The organism is Bifidobacterium callitrichidarum (assembly GCF_003129905.1).
In the GTDB taxonomy this organism is placed as follows: Bacteria; Actinomycetota; Actinomycetes; order Actinomycetales; family Bifidobacteriaceae; genus Bifidobacterium; species Bifidobacterium callitrichidarum.
The window spans coordinates 62,264-78,547 of record NZ_QFFM01000003.1; the positions used below are offsets into that span (position 1 = coordinate 62,264).

The 16,284-nt window shown below is 51.8% G+C and carries 12 protein-coding genes and 1 pseudogene; 4 read left to right on the forward strand and 9 right to left on the reverse strand.

The window, feature by feature from the left end:
* The first annotated feature begins 1,167 nt into the window (after positions 1 to 1,167).
* The gene (locus DF196_RS13190) at positions 1,168 to 1,731 is read left to right on the forward strand and encodes a hypothetical protein (protein WP_146194662.1); all 564 of its coding nucleotides are present in this window, start codon (positions 1,168 to 1,170) and stop codon (positions 1,729 to 1,731) included.
* Between the two features lie 85 nt (positions 1,732 to 1,816).
* On the opposite strand, the gene DF196_RS01915 is transcribed toward DF196_RS13190, so the two are convergent.
* From DF196_RS01915 to DF196_RS01930, 5 genes and pseudogenes are all read right to left on the reverse strand, one after another.
* A complete protein-coding gene (locus DF196_RS01915) occupies positions 1,817 to 3,061 on the reverse strand; it encodes an RNA-guided endonuclease InsQ/TnpB family protein (protein ID WP_109056252.1) in 1,245 nt (414 codons plus the stop codon).
* 154 nt (positions 3,062 to 3,215) lie between these two features.
* A complete protein-coding gene (locus DF196_RS01920; RefSeq protein ID WP_109056253.1) occupies positions 3,216 to 4,130 on the reverse strand; it encodes a DsbA family protein in 915 nt (304 codons plus the stop codon).
* 115 nt (positions 4,131 to 4,245) lie between these two features.
* A complete protein-coding gene (locus tag DF196_RS13750; protein WP_146194663.1) occupies positions 4,246 to 4,536 on the reverse strand; it encodes a hypothetical protein in 291 nt (96 codons plus the stop codon).
* Positions 4,537 to 4,644: 108 nt separating this feature from the next.
* Positions 4,645 to 5,115: pseudogene (locus DF196_RS14165) on the reverse strand (InlB B-repeat-containing protein); the annotation flags it as partial.
* A 240-nt stretch (positions 5,116 to 5,355) separates the two neighbouring features.
* Positions 5,356 to 6,402: an InlB B-repeat-containing protein gene (locus DF196_RS01930; RefSeq protein WP_109056255.1), complete on the reverse strand. Its 1,047-nt coding sequence runs from the start codon at positions 6,400 to 6,402 to the stop codon at positions 5,356 to 5,358.
* Between the two features lie 288 nt (positions 6,403 to 6,690).
* On the opposite strand from DF196_RS01930, the gene DF196_RS13205 reads away from it, so the two are divergent.
* The 3 genes from DF196_RS13205 to DF196_RS01945 all read left to right on the forward strand — a co-directional run bounded on the left by DF196_RS13205 (position 6,691) and on the right by DF196_RS01945 (position 9,620).
* Positions 6,691 to 7,308 (forward strand): hypothetical protein, encoded by a 618-nt coding sequence (locus tag DF196_RS13205; RefSeq protein WP_146194664.1) that lies wholly within the window; start codon positions 6,691 to 6,693, stop codon positions 7,306 to 7,308.
* Positions 7,309 to 7,514: 206 nt separating this feature from the next.
* Positions 7,515 to 8,438, forward strand: coding sequence for an immunoglobulin-like domain-containing protein (locus tag DF196_RS01940; protein ID WP_158276244.1), 924 nt, complete (start codon positions 7,515 to 7,517; stop codon positions 8,436 to 8,438).
* A 264-nt stretch (positions 8,439 to 8,702) separates the two neighbouring features.
* Complete coding sequence (locus DF196_RS01945; RefSeq protein ID WP_158276245.1) at positions 8,703 to 9,620, forward strand: DUF5011 domain-containing protein; 918 nt, start codon at positions 8,703 to 8,705, stop codon at positions 9,618 to 9,620.
* On the opposite strand, the gene DF196_RS01950 is transcribed toward DF196_RS01945, so the two are convergent.
* From DF196_RS01950 to DF196_RS01970, 4 genes are all read right to left on the reverse strand, one after another.
* Positions 9,617 to 10,414: a zinc-ribbon domain-containing protein gene (locus DF196_RS01950; RefSeq protein WP_109056259.1), complete on the reverse strand. Its 798-nt coding sequence runs from the start codon at positions 10,412 to 10,414 to the stop codon at positions 9,617 to 9,619. The two genes, DF196_RS01945 and DF196_RS01950, sit on opposite strands and share 4 nt — an antisense overlap.
* A 115-nt stretch (positions 10,415 to 10,529) precedes the next feature.
* Positions 10,530 to 13,319, reverse strand: a complete 2,790-nt coding sequence (locus tag DF196_RS01955; RefSeq protein ID WP_109056260.1) for an InlB B-repeat-containing protein — start codon at positions 13,317 to 13,319, stop codon at positions 10,530 to 10,532.
* Positions 13,320 to 13,574: 255 nt separating this feature from the next.
* Positions 13,575 to 15,146: a glycosyltransferase family protein gene (locus DF196_RS01960; RefSeq protein ID WP_109056261.1), complete on the reverse strand. Its 1,572-nt coding sequence runs from the start codon at positions 15,144 to 15,146 to the stop codon at positions 13,575 to 13,577.
* A gap of 376 nt (positions 15,147 to 15,522) precedes the next feature.
* Entirely contained in the window at positions 15,523 to 16,185 is a 663-nt protein-coding gene (locus DF196_RS01970) for an NUDIX hydrolase (protein ID WP_109056263.1), read from the reverse strand.
* Positions 16,186 to 16,284: the final 99 nt, after the last annotated feature.

A 16,284-nucleotide genomic window follows, 5' to 3' on the forward strand; every position in this document is an offset into this window, starting at 1 on the left:
CGACAGCAAAGTCATGCCGGGAAACCTAAAGAATCATCCTATGACCGCTGTTCTCTCGCAACATCAACAATAAAAACATGTCAACCGGTTTGCCCGACGGGTTGACAACGGTCGTGTGGCGTCCAAACGTTCCAACTGGTTGGAATATGTTTTGAACCATGAGAATGGACTTGCTTTGGGTTGAATCCCATTGCTCGCCCGCTCGCGTTTCTTCGCGGTTTTTGGGGCGGTCCTCTCTTGCAAGGAGCTCATCTTATGAATTTACGCTATTCACTGCGGGGGGGGGGCTTAGATTATTTACGTTCCCCCTGGCTGTAACTATTATCTTGTTTCTTCTGACCATCCCGAACCAAGCACAAGCAGGACCTATCTATACATGTCACGGCGGCCCCAATCCTGAATCTTGCGCCAACGGGGACCCTCAAAAGTATGGGTACTCATGCACCCTCACCAGCTCCGACCCCGATATGGGCTACTACGAATACGACTGCTACTACAAGGGGGGCTCCACAGGAGGTGGGACAGACACCGGGACAGGACTCACGGCTACGATTAAATATTCGCTGAATGGAGGGACCGGCTCATTCGCCAACCAAACCGCATCCTCAGCCACGGCCGGCAGCTACGCGTTCACGCTGAGAAAAGGCAAGCCAACTCCGCCGACAGGTAAGAACTTTCTGGGATGGTCCCTAAGCCCGTATAGCATTTCTGCAACTCCACCCGTGTTGCAACCCGGAGATCAACTCATCGTCCAATACGGTGCGACCATAACCTTGTACGCCATGTACGGAACCCCATCAGACGATAGCAACTGCGTCGTGCAGATGCCTACAACCGGAGCGCCCGAAGGAACGAATGTTCTGGCCGCGGGCTCGATAGGAGTTGCCGCGACTGGTTTAGCGATGCTGCTGCGCCGAAGGAAAAACTCCTTCTGATTTGCTAGCGCATATTAAACCATGAGAATGGGCGTGCTGTGGGGATAGGTCCCCATTGCTCGCCCATCTGATTTTCTATGTGTTTTCGGGGCGATTCTCTCTTGCAAGGAGTTTCTATGAACCTACGATTCATACCGCGGGGGGGGGGCTTAAGTTAAAGACCTTCACCCCACTTCTGGCAGTCTTATGCGCGGCGTTTCTTGGAGTCATACCGGCACACGCCGGGAGTGCTGTGACCTGCAAAGTCGACGCTTGGGATGAGGATACCGCAATCAGTATCTGCCAAGAGATGTATCCCGGTTATGACAACTGCGAATACTATGATCAAGGTGCCGGCAATGCTATGGTTATCTGCACCGACGATTCAAGTAGTGGTGGTGGAACAGATACCGGAACGAAACTCACAGCTACCATCTCATATGATCTGAACGGCGGCACAGGTTCTTTCGCTGACCAATCGAAAACTTCAAATAAAGCCGGCAGCTTTACTTTTAATCTTCGAAAAGGAAAGCCTACTGCACCGGCTGGCAAGGTATTTCTAGGATGGTCGTTAAGCAAGCCGGATTCCACTACCGCTAAGCCATCGGTGTTGCAACCGGGTGATCAACTGATAGTCCAATACGGGGCAACGATAACTATGTATGCTTTGTACGGTTCGCAGGCCACTCTCAACGATTGTGTTGTTCAGATGCCTACAACAGGAGCTCCGGATGGGTTGAATGCTTTGGGTGCGGCTTCGGTTGTGCTTGCCGCTGTTGGCACCGTTGTTTCGTTGAGAAGACGAGTTCGTATCTAGTCGAATTCCCCTGACCATGAGATTGACTTCCTCCCCCGGCTGAAGCCGGGGGGATTCCCGTCTCGCGACGGGTGTTCTTCCTGTTTCATTGACGGATCGGATCGGTGTCGCGGGGTATTCTCCGTTCGACCGTCCTACCGTCTCCGCAGGCTATGACCGCCAGTCCGGCGGCTAGAATGTTTTCGGCCGCGTTGATGTCCCTGTCATGGTGTGTCCCGCAGTACGGGCATGTCCATTCGCGGACGTTCAACGGTTTGCGTCCCGTGCGTTTGCCGCACGTGGAACACACCTGGCTGGACGGGTACCAGCGGTCGATGACCACCAGTCGGCGACCGTACCAGTCGGCCTTGTATTCGAGCATACGGCGGAATTCGCCCCATGAGGCGTCCAGTATGCTCCGGTTCAACCCCGACTTGGCCTTCTGCCCGTTCCTGAGATAGGATCCGGGCCGGTCGGGGTCGGGTTTCGCCTTGACACGGCTGCTCATTCCATGCACGTTCAGATCCTCGATGACGATCGTTTGGTTTTCACGAATCAATCGGGTTGAGAGCTTGTGCAGGAAGTCGCGTCTGCGGTCCGCGATGCGGGCGTGGATACGCGCGACCTTGAGCCGTGCCTTGCGACGGTTGTTGCTGCCCCTCGCCTTGCGGCTGAGGGCCTTCTGCGCTCTCCGGAGGCGCTTGGCTTCCCGGAGAGCGTGTCTGGGGTTGTCTATCTTCTCGCCGTCCGAGGTGACGGCGAACGATTCGAGGCCGAGGTCGACGCCCACGCTTTTCGACCGTTTGCGCAGTCGGCTGACCGTGGTCTCCACGAGGATGCTGACATGCCAGCGTTGCGCCGAATCCAGGGACACGGTAACGCTCGAGGGCTCGCATCCCCTGGGGATGGTGCGAGACCATCTGACCGGCAGCGGCCGGTCGGTCTTGGCGAGCGTGAGCTCCCTGCGTTTCTCGTCCCAGGTGAACGCGGTTTTCATGAACGTGGCGGACCCGCCGTGGGATTTCTTCTTGAACGTGGGGTAGTCGCCGGTCTGGTTGAAGAAGTTCGCGTACGCCTGCTGCAGGTGTCGGAGGGACTGCTGCAACGCCACGCTGGACACGTCCTTGAGGAATTCGAGTCCTGGCGTCTTCTTCCATTGGGGGAGCATGGCGCACGTGTCCTTGAACGTCACGTTGCGGTGTTCGCTGGTCCATGCCTCGGAGCGTATGGCGAGCGCCTTGTTGTATACGAGTCGGCAGCAGCCCAGGGTGCGGCGCAGCAGATTCTCCTGCTGCGCCGTCGGGTAGAAGCGGAACCGGTATGCCCGCTTGACTGTCTTGGACTCGTCCATTAATTAAATCATATAATGATTGTTTTTAAAAACAAGGGCGCCTTGCATCCCCATGGCTAAAGCCAGGGGCATTACGGCACCAGCTGGTAAGTGAACGGTAGTAGCCTGTGCTCCTCTCATGGAGGAGAGCACAGGCTACTACCGTTCACTGATGTCAGGCAATGGGTTTCTTGTTAGAACCAATGGATGGCTTCGACTGGCCACCCACTTGGTTCTCCTTCAAGTCAATGGCATTCAGGAGTTTTGACGTGACGTCGGGATTCGAGGAGTCCACCGGCCAATAGTTGCCGTTCACGGTTATGGTCGGAGTGGAGAATCCGCCTTGCGGGTTCTGAACCTTCGGGTTGCTTGTCGTATAGTTGTTGGCGGCTTCTAGCCAGTCCTTGTATTCAAGAACGCCGGAGAACGCTTTATCCGCGATGGCCGGGTCTACGCCGGCTTTCACAGCCTGCTCCTTGAGCTGGTCGTTGCTTACCGGCTTATAGGAGTCGCCTTCCTGCGGCTGGAAATCCTGAGTATAGATGTTCGTCATGTATGCGAGCAGATGTGTCGGATTGTCGTCGTGTTCGGCGATGTAGACTGCTCCGTTCGCAGCGCGATTGGAATAATCGTCGGATGAATTCTGGTTCAGAAAGTTCACCAGATACAGGTCCACGTTGATTTGACCGGCTTCGAAAAGCTTGGTAATGGTTGGGTCGATTGTCCGGTTGAGCTGGCCGCAGTAGGGGCAGAGGGGTTCCTCATACAATCCTATGGTTGGCACGTTTTTTATTGGCTTGTTGTACCCGTTTTTTGAGAAGAGGATACCACCGGTCTTGCCGGCGCGTTTGGGCTTGTTGTTTACGCTGTTCAAGGTTTTCGCGAGCTGTTTCATATCCGGTTCTGGCTGTTGGCCCGTTTGCGTCTGAGCTGTCTGCGCGTTGTTCGCAGTTTTGCTGGATGCTAGCAGATATCCGACTGCGAAGGTCATGATAGCGAGAAGAATGGAGAGGATTCCAACCAGCCACACCCATGGCCCCATGTGATGAGAGTTACTTGGTTTGATGGTTTCCTGCTGGTTTGTTGTCATAGTTGTTTCTATTCCTTGCGTTTGACGTGCTTGTCCGTTTTGGGCTTGAAGTATTTGATGGTGGGGAGACCGTTCCGGTAGTCGGATACGGTCTCCCCGGACTTGTTGAAATGAATTAGTTGATTGTTCTATTCCTGCGATGGATGATGATCCCACTCGACATGAGCAGAAGACTTGCCCCCCAGAGCATTGCCCCGTTCACGCCGGTTGATGGCATTTGCGAAACCAATGGCACGAAAACTGGGTACAGGTTGACGTCCTTGGCACCGTAGGTGAATGTAGCGTTCGGATAATAGCTAGTGCCGGCGCCCTTCGGATCAATGTTCCAGTGATCGAACCTCATACCCGCCGGGACGGTGAACTTCTTCGACTGCAGGTTGGGGTCGCTGAAATCATAGAGTTTCAACGTCGACCCTTCATCCCTCGTATATTGGGCTACCGGGTCCGACGCATTAGGGCCACCATGGTAGATGAGCTTCGAGGAAGCCACTTTTTGCCATATAGCGTATAGGGTTTGGGAACTACCGTAACTGACGGAGATAGTCCCGCTTTTATCCTTCGGATATGCGGGTTTGGTCGCTTTGCTGTTCTGATCCCATCCGAGGAACTTGTAGTTCGTGCGCGTGGGCTGTTTGCTGCTGATGGAGAAGTTGACGGAACCCGAGGCACTGGTCGCGTAAATGGATTTCGACTGTTCGGCCGGAGCGCCAGAACCACCGTTCGCGTTATACGTTAGAGTCGCGTAGTACGTGTGATACGTGGGTCCATTATAGGAACATGATCTTGTGCAGGTACGCCACCATTGATTTTTGTAAATACATCCTTGTTCGAGATAAGCTCCGTCTCCCCACCAGTATGCGCCGCATGAAGTATGGAGAGTATAGCCACTAGGGCAGCTGGAAGGTCCTTCATATTGATCGGCATACAAGTCCACTCTCTTATACGACGTGCATTCAGCGTATGCGGTAGATACCGGAACTGTCACTGCTGCCAGACAGATAGCGATAAGGGCTAGGACACGAGCTGGTAACTTAAGCCCCCCCCCCGCAGTCTATTGTGATTAGACATAAAATCTCCTTGCAAAGAGAGCAACCCAACAAGAACCGTTGTAAAACAACGATAATGGGTTCGCCTCCGTATTGGTCGAAGGCGAACCCATTATCGTCGTGCGATGAAAAACAACCGGTTTCATTTGAACCATTGAAACCAGCCGATGTTCCTATGCTCAGCCGAGCAGGCGCTTCTTGCTAAAACAGACAAGACCAGCAAACATAAACATCAGACTTGCCGCTGGCATAGGTGACTCCGAAGTCCCGGTCGATGGCATTGACGTCAACAATGGTGTGAAAACAGGATACAGGTTGACATCAGTCGTTCCATAAATGAAATTCGCGTCCGCATAATATGTTGTCCCGGTCCCATCCGACGCAGTAGTCCAATGGTCGAATTTCATTCCGGACGGTACAGTGAATCCAACGGCTTTAAGATGCGAATCCGAGAAGTCGTAGACCGTTACGGACGTTCCCGATTCTCTTGTGTATTGTTCTACCGGGTTGTTCTCGTCGGTGCCGGCATGGTAGATGAGTCTAGATGAGGGGATTCTCTGCCATATCGCATAAAGGGTGATGGTGGAACCATAAGGGACGCTAACGCTACCGTTCTTGTCGACGGTGGCTGCTGTTGCGTGCTTATCGGTGTTCCATCCTAGGAAGGTGAAGTGGTCCTGTGATGGTTCTTTGCCTTTTAGTTTGAATATTATTGCTCCTGTGGTTCCGGTTGCGGTCATAGGGGTTGGAGCATTTGAACCACCGTTGGCGTCGAATACCAGTTTGGCGGTCTTCTGTGGTTGAGGTAGTGAAACCGGTTCTGATGGGCTATCGCACATGACCCACCAAGAGTCCAGTCCGCCTTCTCGGATTCGGATGCAGCCGAAATCTCCGAGGTCTTTGACTAGTTTTCCGTTCAAGTCAGAGATTGTGGCGTGACCCCCACCTCGGTTGGGTGTGCCATTCCCGACGGAGAAGACGTCCATGCGAAGGACGTAATTCGTGCCTTTGTATACAAACCCGGCGGTGCCGTAGCAGCCACGAGGGCAGCTATCCGCGCTTTTAGAATCCATAATCACGGTTTGACCCGTGTCCAATGTGATGGCGAACAGCGGATACCCGTCTTCCGCTTGGGAGGGGATTGCTAGTATCAGTGTTGATAGTATTGCGACGAGGATTGTTAGTAACCTAAGCCCCCCCCCCCGCAACAGACTGTGTTTGATCATATGTTCTCCTTGCAAGAGAGAAACCTATGTGAACCATTGTGATAACAACGGTCATAGGCATGCGTTCATGCCGTTTTGAGGCAACATCATTATCGAGGGTTTTCAGAAGAGTGAGACTACTTGGCTTGACGGCCCGATAATTATTGCGTCGAGAATAGTTCGCTCGACCATGCTCAGAACCTTGGAATACGGGGAGTCTGGGCTTTAATCTCTCTTGCAAGGAGTTTTTATGATTCTAGAAAATCATATGCGGGGGGGGGACTTAAGTTTACGGTCTCTCTTCTGGCAATGTTCTGTCTAGCTGTCTTTGGGGTTGTGCCTTCCTATGCCATCGGCGGGTCGGCGACATGCAAAGGCGAAATAGGGCTTGGCGAGGAAACGGCAATCAGCATCTGCCAGTCAAGATATCCTGAGTACCCGTATTGCACTTACTATGAGGAATCCCCTCATTACACGGTTGTATGCACCAAAGAAGACCCCGATTCAGGTGGTGGCACTGATCCGGATCCAGTCGAATTGAAAGCGGTCGTCATGTACGACGTGAACGGAGGGTCCGGTGCTGTCGCCTACCAGTCAAAGACCTCGACGTCGTCAGGTAGCACCACGTTTGCGCTCAGACATAATAAGCCGACCCCGCCAGCAGGCAAGGAGTTCCTAGGCTGGGCGATGGGCCGAGCTGCGACGAAACCGGTGTTTCAGCCTGGCGATCAGCTGACCGTCCAGTATGGGGCGACCGTGAAACTGTATGCGGTTTACGGGGCGCAGGGTGCGTCGACGAATGATTGCGTTGTTCAGATGCCGACCACCGGCGCCCCTGACGGGTTGAATGTTCTGGCTGCAGGTTCGATTGGATTGGTGGCGGTGGGCGCTGCTATCGGGTTGCGGCGAAGGAAGCTGTCCGTCTGATTCGACGTTGCTGATTGGACCATGAGAATGGGCGTGCTTTGGAATTAGTTCCAAGGTGCGCCCATTCGCTTGTTTCTGCGGGCGTGGGCGGGTTCCTCTCTTGCAAGGAGTTTTCATGTTCGATATTAGAAGGTTGCGGGGGGGGGCTTAAGTTTATAACTCTCGCAACGATACTTCTCTTAATCCTGCTGACACCAAACATGGCTATGGCCGCCGACTTCAATCTGTTCAGCTTCACCCTCGATACTGGGAAACAGGTTTCCATTGACGCGATTCCATCGGAAGGATGCGGGAGTGGCTGTGCCAATTCAGCGGATTTCAAATATAAGGGCACGAAGTATGTCGTAGTGATGGAAGTTTATTCTCTGGGTTCAGCTGGAGTTGCCGGATATGGACGCGCAACCGTATATTTCGCAGACACTGGAAAAGTAGCCAAAGAATTAGGTTCATTTACCTGCAATAGAGCTTTCGGCGGAGATCTTTCCGGATGGGTAGCTTGCGGAGGCCCATCGGGCAAAATCTCATTGCCTACGCCACCCAAGCAAGCGATATTGAAATTCGATGCGAATACCGGCGTTAATGCGCCTACTGATATGATCGCATCGGGCACTTCAGGGTCTAAGACGTTCAAACTGTCCGGCGCAGAACCATCAAAAACTCATTGGAGCTTCCTCGGCTGGAACACCGATCAGCATGCGACGGCCGCCGCCGTGAGTAAAACCGGCACAATCAGCGTTCCATACGGTTCAACTGTCACCCTATACGCAATTTGGCAGAACTATTACCCGGCGCTTAAAGGAGTAACCAATCAGACTATCCCGGTTGGCTCCTCTTTCGATCCTAAGGCCGGTGTGACCGCGACCGACCCGGAGGACGGCAATGTTCTCCCAAGCCTGCGGATTACAGGAACTGTGGACGCATCCAAACCGGGACAATATGAGCTGATTTATACAGTACAGGATGCGGTTGGGTATAAGACGACCGCGAAAAGAATGATCACTGTCCAACAGTTCTTGACTAGCATGCCATCAACTGGAGTACCAAACGGATTGAATGCTCCTTGGTTGTTGTCGATATTTTTGTCCGTCGTCGGTGTTGCCGCTACGGCAGGGAAGCGCATCCGCTCGTAGTTTTCCCATTAACCATAAGAATGGGCGTGCTCTTGGGGTTATTCCTTAAGGTGCGCCCATTCGCTTGTCTTGGCGGGTCCGGGCGTTTTCTCTCTCTTGCAAGGAGTTCCTTATGTTCGACGCTAAAATGTTGCGGGGGGGGGGCTTGGATTTATTAGGCGAATCCTGGTCTTCACGCTCGCAATCCTGTTGATACCGATGATAAGTCCGAATACAGCACGAGCTGATTATGCCAGCGAATACTGCAAAGTGGCCTCCAACGACATGGCGGCATGGATGTATCTTCCGGACGGTCAAATTTTGAAGGTTCCACTCGGCCCGCCAGCCCTATTGGAACAATACAAATGCCAGACGAGGATCACCTTCAAATATGCGAACACCACATATAAAGCATCCGCCAGCTATACAGCTTTCCCTTACGGTTCACAAGGCGTAGCCGGTCAAGTTTACGTGCATATTCTCGACAATAGCGGAAAAGAGATTAAGAAGCGAATGGTCGGTAGTAACTGCTGGGTTGCCGAATATGCTGTAGGTGACTTTAGTACTGACCAGTTCTATCGCTGCTCCGACTATACAACCACCCCGACAGACCCTCAAACAACCAAAACCGCCACACTGAAATTTGACCTACAAGACGGTACGGGCGATTTTAAACCGTTAACCGCAACGGGCAAAACCGGCTCTCACACATTCCAATTGGATGGAACCGTGCCAAGTAAAGCCCACTGGAGCTTCCTCGGATGGAATCAGGATGATGCCGCAACCGACGCTTCAGTGAACAAGGACGGTAAGGTCAGTGTTCCCTATGGTTCGACCGTCACCTTGTACGCCGTTTGGAGGAACAATTACCCAGTCATCAACGGAGCTCAGGATACGACGATTCCCGTCGGATCCTTGTTTGATTCGACGGCCGGCGTGACCGCCACAGACCCGGAGGATGGTGATGTTCTTCCTAGTCTGCAGGTTACGGGAACGGTGGACACATCGAAGCAAGGAACATACGAGCTTACTTATACGGTGCAGGATGCGGTCGGATACAAGACAACGGTGAAACGAGTCATCACCGTCCGTCAGATGTTGTCTAGCATGCCATCGACTGGCGAGACCAATCCGCTGATGCTTGTATCCTTGGGTATCGGACTGTTGGGTTTAACCATTCCTGTCAGGCGTCGTCTTGTCTAGTTTTTGCGGCTGCAGCGGCGTAGGATTCGTGGACTGTCTTTCTTCGGATCGATAGGGCGAACGGGTTTAATGCCCAGTAGCAGTTCAACCTGCTGGACCGCGTTCGCAAGATTCTTGCGCTGCGTATCATGACGGCAATCGTATTCGATACGGTTGCCGTCAACTTTATTATGAAAGCCCGCAACTACGTGAATAATGTTTAAGCCGTGCTCTACCCATATGGGATCTTTTGCAGTGGTGTCAGGATGCCATCTCCAGCTGTCGTGCTCGATGACGGTATTTAACCCAGGAATCCATACGTCGGCTTCCTGGCCTTTTATTATGGCCCTATTACGTACGGTTCGAGAATAATCACGTGACAGGTAGAACATCAAAGTCTGCTCACCGAAGCTAGTGTTCCATTTCGACCCGCATACGGGACAGCCATGGCCGCGTTGGGCACGTTGTCGGACTTCAGTGACCCATTTGTGGCCTTGTGGGCATTTCCAGTGGGCTTTGTACCGGCTGGATGATTTCATTCCGACTGGATTGGCTTTGTCATCCCATTCGCTCATGATTTCCGGATGGAGTGTGGGCAGGTCGTTGACGCCTGGGACGATAAGCTGTCCGGTGCAGACTGGGCATCCGTGTCCTCTGGTTCGGACAGTTATCTGTGATTGCCATGAATGTCCTTTGGGACATTTCCACCAGACTCGTTTGCTTGACCCTTTTGTCACGTTATCCGGTGTGAGTGGAAGATTTTTTTCGCGATCCCATTCTGGAATCAGTTCTGGGTTTGTTTCGGTTAGACTCATATATCTGAGTTTATGCTATTTTTGTAGCCTGTTATAACGCACGAATCTTTATGCGGGGAGGGGTTGCAGTTTTGCTGCAACCCCTCCCCGATTCAGTTAAAACCACATAGTCGGATTAGCGGTTCAAAGCTGTTCTTCGTGTGATGAAGGCCAGCACGCCGCAGCTGAGGAGTATCAGCGCGCCGATGCTACCCAAGCCGATACCAACACCGGTCGCTGCTAATTTAGCCGCCTCTGCAGGCGTTGGCGTCCACTTTGCATACAGGTGCAGGTCACCCGTGATGCGCGTATTGACGTCAAACTTCTGAGTCAGAGCTTTGTCCGTATACCATCCAGCGAACGTGTAATTGTCTCGTAACGGAGTTCCAGGCATTTGGGCGAGATGACCGTTTTCAACTTCAATCGTTTGAACCGGATTCCCATTATTCGGGTCGAACGTCACAGTGTGCTTCGTGCTATTCCATTTCGCGTACAGAATCATGTCGGAAGTCACTGTTGTGGAAAAGTCGAACGGTGTCGCGAGAGACTGATCCGCATACCAGCCGCCGAATGTGAAGCCATCGCGGGATGGGTCCGATGGCTTCTTGATTGGGGTCCCCTCCTGTACTTCGATTGGATCGATCTTGCTTCCACCGTTTGTATCGAAGGAGATTTTGTGAGTTGAAGCAGATTTATCCGGTTTTTGAATCCACTTTGCATACACGGTAGTATCACCTTCGACTGGTTTGGTGAAGTCGAATGGGATGGAGAATTCGGAGTCGGAATACCATCCGGCGAACGTCGAATCCTTTCGTGACGGGTCTTTCGGACGAGTTGGTGTCTTGCCTTCCTCAACGTTTTGAGTTGTGACATTCCCCGAACCATCGTCGAAGGTAATCGTATACTTTATGGCCTCGGGTTTATCGGGCTTGGTTCCGGAATCGGAATCATCCTGCTTCTCCCATTTCGCATACAAGGTCATATTCTTGGATATAGGGGTCTTCGAATCGAATACGTCGGTGAGCTTGGTATCCGTATACCAGCCGGCGAACTTGTATCCGGAGCGTTCCGGGATTGGAACGGTCAACGTTTTCCCTGATTCGACCGAGATGGGATCGATTTTGTTTCCGACATTGGTCTCAAAGCTAACTTGGAATATGGTTGGCTTATCTGGATCCGGAGTACTATCGTCGCTTTCCCATTTCGCATACAGGGTCAGGTCGGCGGTGACTGGCTGACTGAAATCATATGATGCAGTCAGAGTCTTGTCCGTATACCATCCTGCGAACTTGAATCCTGTCTTGGAGGGGTCGTCCGGTGCAATCAGCTTCTGTCCGTCATCGATTTTCACAGATGCTATGGTGCTTCCACCGTTGGTTTCAAAAACAACGGCATGGGTCTTTGCCGGAGTCTCGTCTCCACCGTCACCGCCGTCTCCGCCATCATCGCTCTTGGACCATGTAGCGTAGAGGGTTAGATCCTTCGTGACAGGAGAGGAGAAATCATAGGCCGTACCACCGGTCTTGCTAGTTGACCATCCAGTGAACTTGTACCCCTTGCGAATCGGATCCGCAGGCTTGGACACTGTCTTCCCTTCTTCGACGTTCTGCGCCGGAATACTGGTTTCACCTCCGTTCGTATCGAAAGTCACGGCATGCATCATAGGAGCAGCAGCGTCCTCCTCCCATTTAGCGTATAGGGTGAGGTTCTTAGTAACCGGTTGGTCGAAATCGTATGGGGTTGAATACTTGTCATCCGTATACCAGCCTACAAACTTGTATCCGTCCTGTGCCGGATCAGTCGGTTTCGTCAGTTTCTGCCCGGCATCGACTTTGACGGAATCCACTTTGCTGTCACTGTAGGTGACGAAACTGACTGTGTATTGGGTTGGGGCGGCCGTGTTCCATTTCGCATACAGTTGTAGGTCCGACGTTACCGGCGTGCTGAAATCGTAGGCTTCGGTGAGTTTGGCGTCCGTGTACCAGCCTGCGAACGTCTTCCCTTCCTTGGTGGGGTCTGAAGGTTTGGTCGCTGTCTTTTCGTCTTCCACTGTCTGAGAGGGCACGCTACTTCCTCCCGTTGTGTAGAACGTGACTTTCCAGGTTTTCGCCGCTTCCTTCCAATGAGCGTAGAAGGATGTTTCTGGATTCAGACCACTGTAGGAGGATGCTTTGTCACCGTCTCCGACCTTGATGCCACCGGTTCGGTCCGTATACCATCCGTCGAATACGAAGCCATCCCTGGTAGGAGTATCCGGTGCATCGATCACGTCATCCATATTGGAGTCGGTTCCGACGATTGTAGTGTCGGACGAATCATAATTCCGGTAGAAGTTGTGCTGGTATGAAGCATATTCTCCGCCAAGAGTGACGTTCTGGGTAAAGGCGATGGTATTGGACAGGCTCCAGTTCTCGGCTGAATCATCGCCTCCGACTGAATCCGCGTACACTGATTCACCGGAGCAGACATCCTTGGATTGACCGGACTGGCAGGAGATTTCCACGTAGGTAGTGTACTTTGAAGCTTCGGTTCCCAGTCCTGAGGCATAGTAGAACCGGTTGAACCAATATTGGAGGACGGCACCCGGCTTGGCCGTTATATCACCGTAATTGATGTAACCTTTGATACTTACCGACTGGACTTTCTCGCCCTTATATGTGTCGGGGATAGTGAATGTTCCCTTATCCGAGTAGGTCACTTTATCCATTTCACTCGGATAAGTGAATTTGGCCCCTGGGATCAGGGTGTCGGGGCCTTTGCTTACAGCACACATGACGCCATGCCCGCCCTTGCAGTCAGAGGAACCGATGAAGGTGATATTGGTTCCCGCACTGGTGGCCATTGCTGCTGACGGGACAATGGCAGCAGCGGAGATCATCGCGATAGCTGTAGACGAAAGCAGCATTTTTTTGAAGCTTCCGACCATAGTCTTTCTCCTCGCAAAAGAAAATGGTTCAGAAGCCTCATTGAGGTAATCCTTTTATGGGGTTTCTGAACCTGTGAATTCATTTCACTCCATACTGGGATAGAACAGCCTGAGTGTGGCTTCCATTGATAATGATAGAGGAGAACAGGTGGATTGGATACCTGCTGATTGCAGCATTCCAATCCACCTGTTCTCCTCTATCGGGAAGCGCCGTAAGTCACCGGATTTAGCTGTGGGGAGAAAAGTCAATAGGCGTTACATTGCCCCGGCGGTATCCAGGATATGGTTGCCCCATTCGTTGATTTTTCTGGAAAAACGCCGCATCATATCCGGGATTTGTGTAATTCCAATCGCTGCAAAGGGAATCATCGCCTGGGCCATGGGCCACATGTATTGTCCTTTTGCTTCCCATATCAGGTAGAGAAGGAATCCGCCTGCCACGAATAGGGCCAGACCGTATTGATTAGCCTGCATTTTTCTTTTGGCGAAGCAGATAACGAAACCAACGCAGGCAACTAATTGGATGATGTTCATGACATTGATCGACAGCCAATGGAGTTTCCCGTCATACATGCTGTTGGATATCCGTGTTTTTGGTCTTTCGCTCAGTGGCGGAGTTGTTCCCCTGTTCCAATTGGATGCGATGATGCTTCCATACGTTGGGTCTCCCCATTCGTATACGAGTTTCTTGCCGAAGAATCGAATCGCAGACACTGGGTTATGGGCGAATTCAACGATGCGGTTCCTTAAGTTCCTGTGGTCCATTTCGGACTGTTTTGCTGACGAGTAGGTTTCAGACGGTTGGATTGTCGGATACGTATCGAACATTCCGAGACCTCGATATGGCTGCTTACCGGTCGGGTTAGCTCCCAACCCCATGACTATCCAAGTTGTTTTCGGCAACCCGTTGCTTGGATTCGCGTCATATTCACTGAAAACGGCTTTATCGATCGACATGGGGATGATCAGGCTTGTCGTCAGTAGCAGAACCACCGGGATGAGAGGTTTCCAATCGCGTTTTCTCAAAGAGTCGAACAGCCAGACGCATGCAATTGCCGCACCTCCAAGAAGGAAGGTTCTTTTCGCGATTACCGCCACCAACATGAGAACCACTGCAGCAATATGCCAACGGTATTGATTCCTATTGAACCCTCGTGATTGTGCCAGGAACGACAGAAGCAGACATGTCAAAGCAAACTGGTTCCCGTATACGAATGTCACATACAGGATCGAAGGCAGGAACAACGTCTGAAGAACGGCGGCTACAGCCGCGGCCGGCGAGTCACCTGTCCAAGAGTATACGAGTCGAACCACACACCATGAAGCCAGTCCCACGCAGACTGCATTGCCTAATTGGAACAGCAACAGTGCATTGGATCCAGCTATCCACTGGCATGCTTTCAACGCCAATATCATTGACGACTGGTAAGGGTATCGTTCCATATACCTGGCATGTGCCCATTGGGGTGCGTCCGATTGAGTAGCGGCATTCCATAATTCGAGCGAATCCCATACGACTCCGACATTTGCGGAGAAAACCCAAAAAACTCCCCCTACACCTGTCACGAAACCTGCAACCAACGCAAGTTTCCTGTAGTCGAGGGAAGATAACCTGTGAATCAAGCCGGTCGCATATAAGGCGATGACAGTGATCAAAGCCGCTAATCCAGTGACCCACCAATGACGGGTTGAAAAAGTGAAGATGCGTTCACCGTAATCTGTGGAGACGGTCCAAATGAGGGATATGAATCCTACGATGACGCCAATAGCGATAATAATCCAGCGGGCAATGGATTCGATAAGGTAGGAAAAATAGTTTTTCACCATCAGAAAGCCCCCAATGTTGCGACAATGACCAGTAATGCTGCGATGCAGATGAAAGAGATGGAAGCTAGGAAGAATGAGAGGATTAGGCCCCAGATTTTCTCATCCCATTGACGGTAGAAAACGTATGCGAGCAAACCTGTGGATAAGCCGAATACGATGATAAATATTAGTATTATTCGCAGTAGCAACGGCATCACCTATAGTTCCGGCCGTTGACTGTTTCGTTCGATGTGAACACCATTCTCTGAAGCTCCTCATGGCTTGACAGTCTGCGGATACATCCGTGAACCAAGCGCTATGAGGCACGGGTTCACGGAATAGCTTCAGTGTGATGGTTTGCAATCTAGCTAAAGTACGCGGGACTGTAAATCCCCCTTCAGAAACCCGCCAGACTCAAAGCGCTTAACGTCAATGCGCAATCAATCAAACCACCTGAACGAAGTCGGTTAATCTCATTTCGGGAACACCATACCGGGTGCTTCAATTCAAAATCCACGGTATTGGAAACAGGCACGCAATCGTAGGCAACGACTATTCGAACATCATCCTGTAGGATTCCCCCGTCAGCATGTATGCGACCGATTTCAACTAACCGATGAGGTTCGAGACCAGTCTCCTCCATCAATTCACGCTGTGCGGTCTTCTCTGGGGTCTCTGATTCCTCGCCGGCGCCGCGAGGCAATTCCAAACTCCAAGTATGGTTAGCTGGACGATAATGCCAAGCCAATAACGTTTCCCCATGGTCATTGATAGGTACGATTACCACGCCGGGGACACTAGTGGCGAAACCCGCATAATGATAGAGAAAATCACGCCCGTCAGCTCTGATATTCTGCTTCCATACGGAAACGTGAAAACGAGGTTCGGACCATACGCGAATCTGGTCACCGCTCGTGGGAGTTCCTAATATTTCATCCAAATATTTCTTGGCTTGTATAAGTGACATTCGGTCGTTGTTAGCTGCGTAATCGCTTATTACTTGTTCTAATTTCTTATCGGATTCGGCAAGATTGTTGAATTGTTTTTCTGATTTAATCATGAGGTTAATCTAATGCTCTCGTGGAATGGGGGGTAATAGCCGAATGTGATTAGCGGATACTGCCGGTAATGATGAAACCGGTACTGAGGTGATCATGGT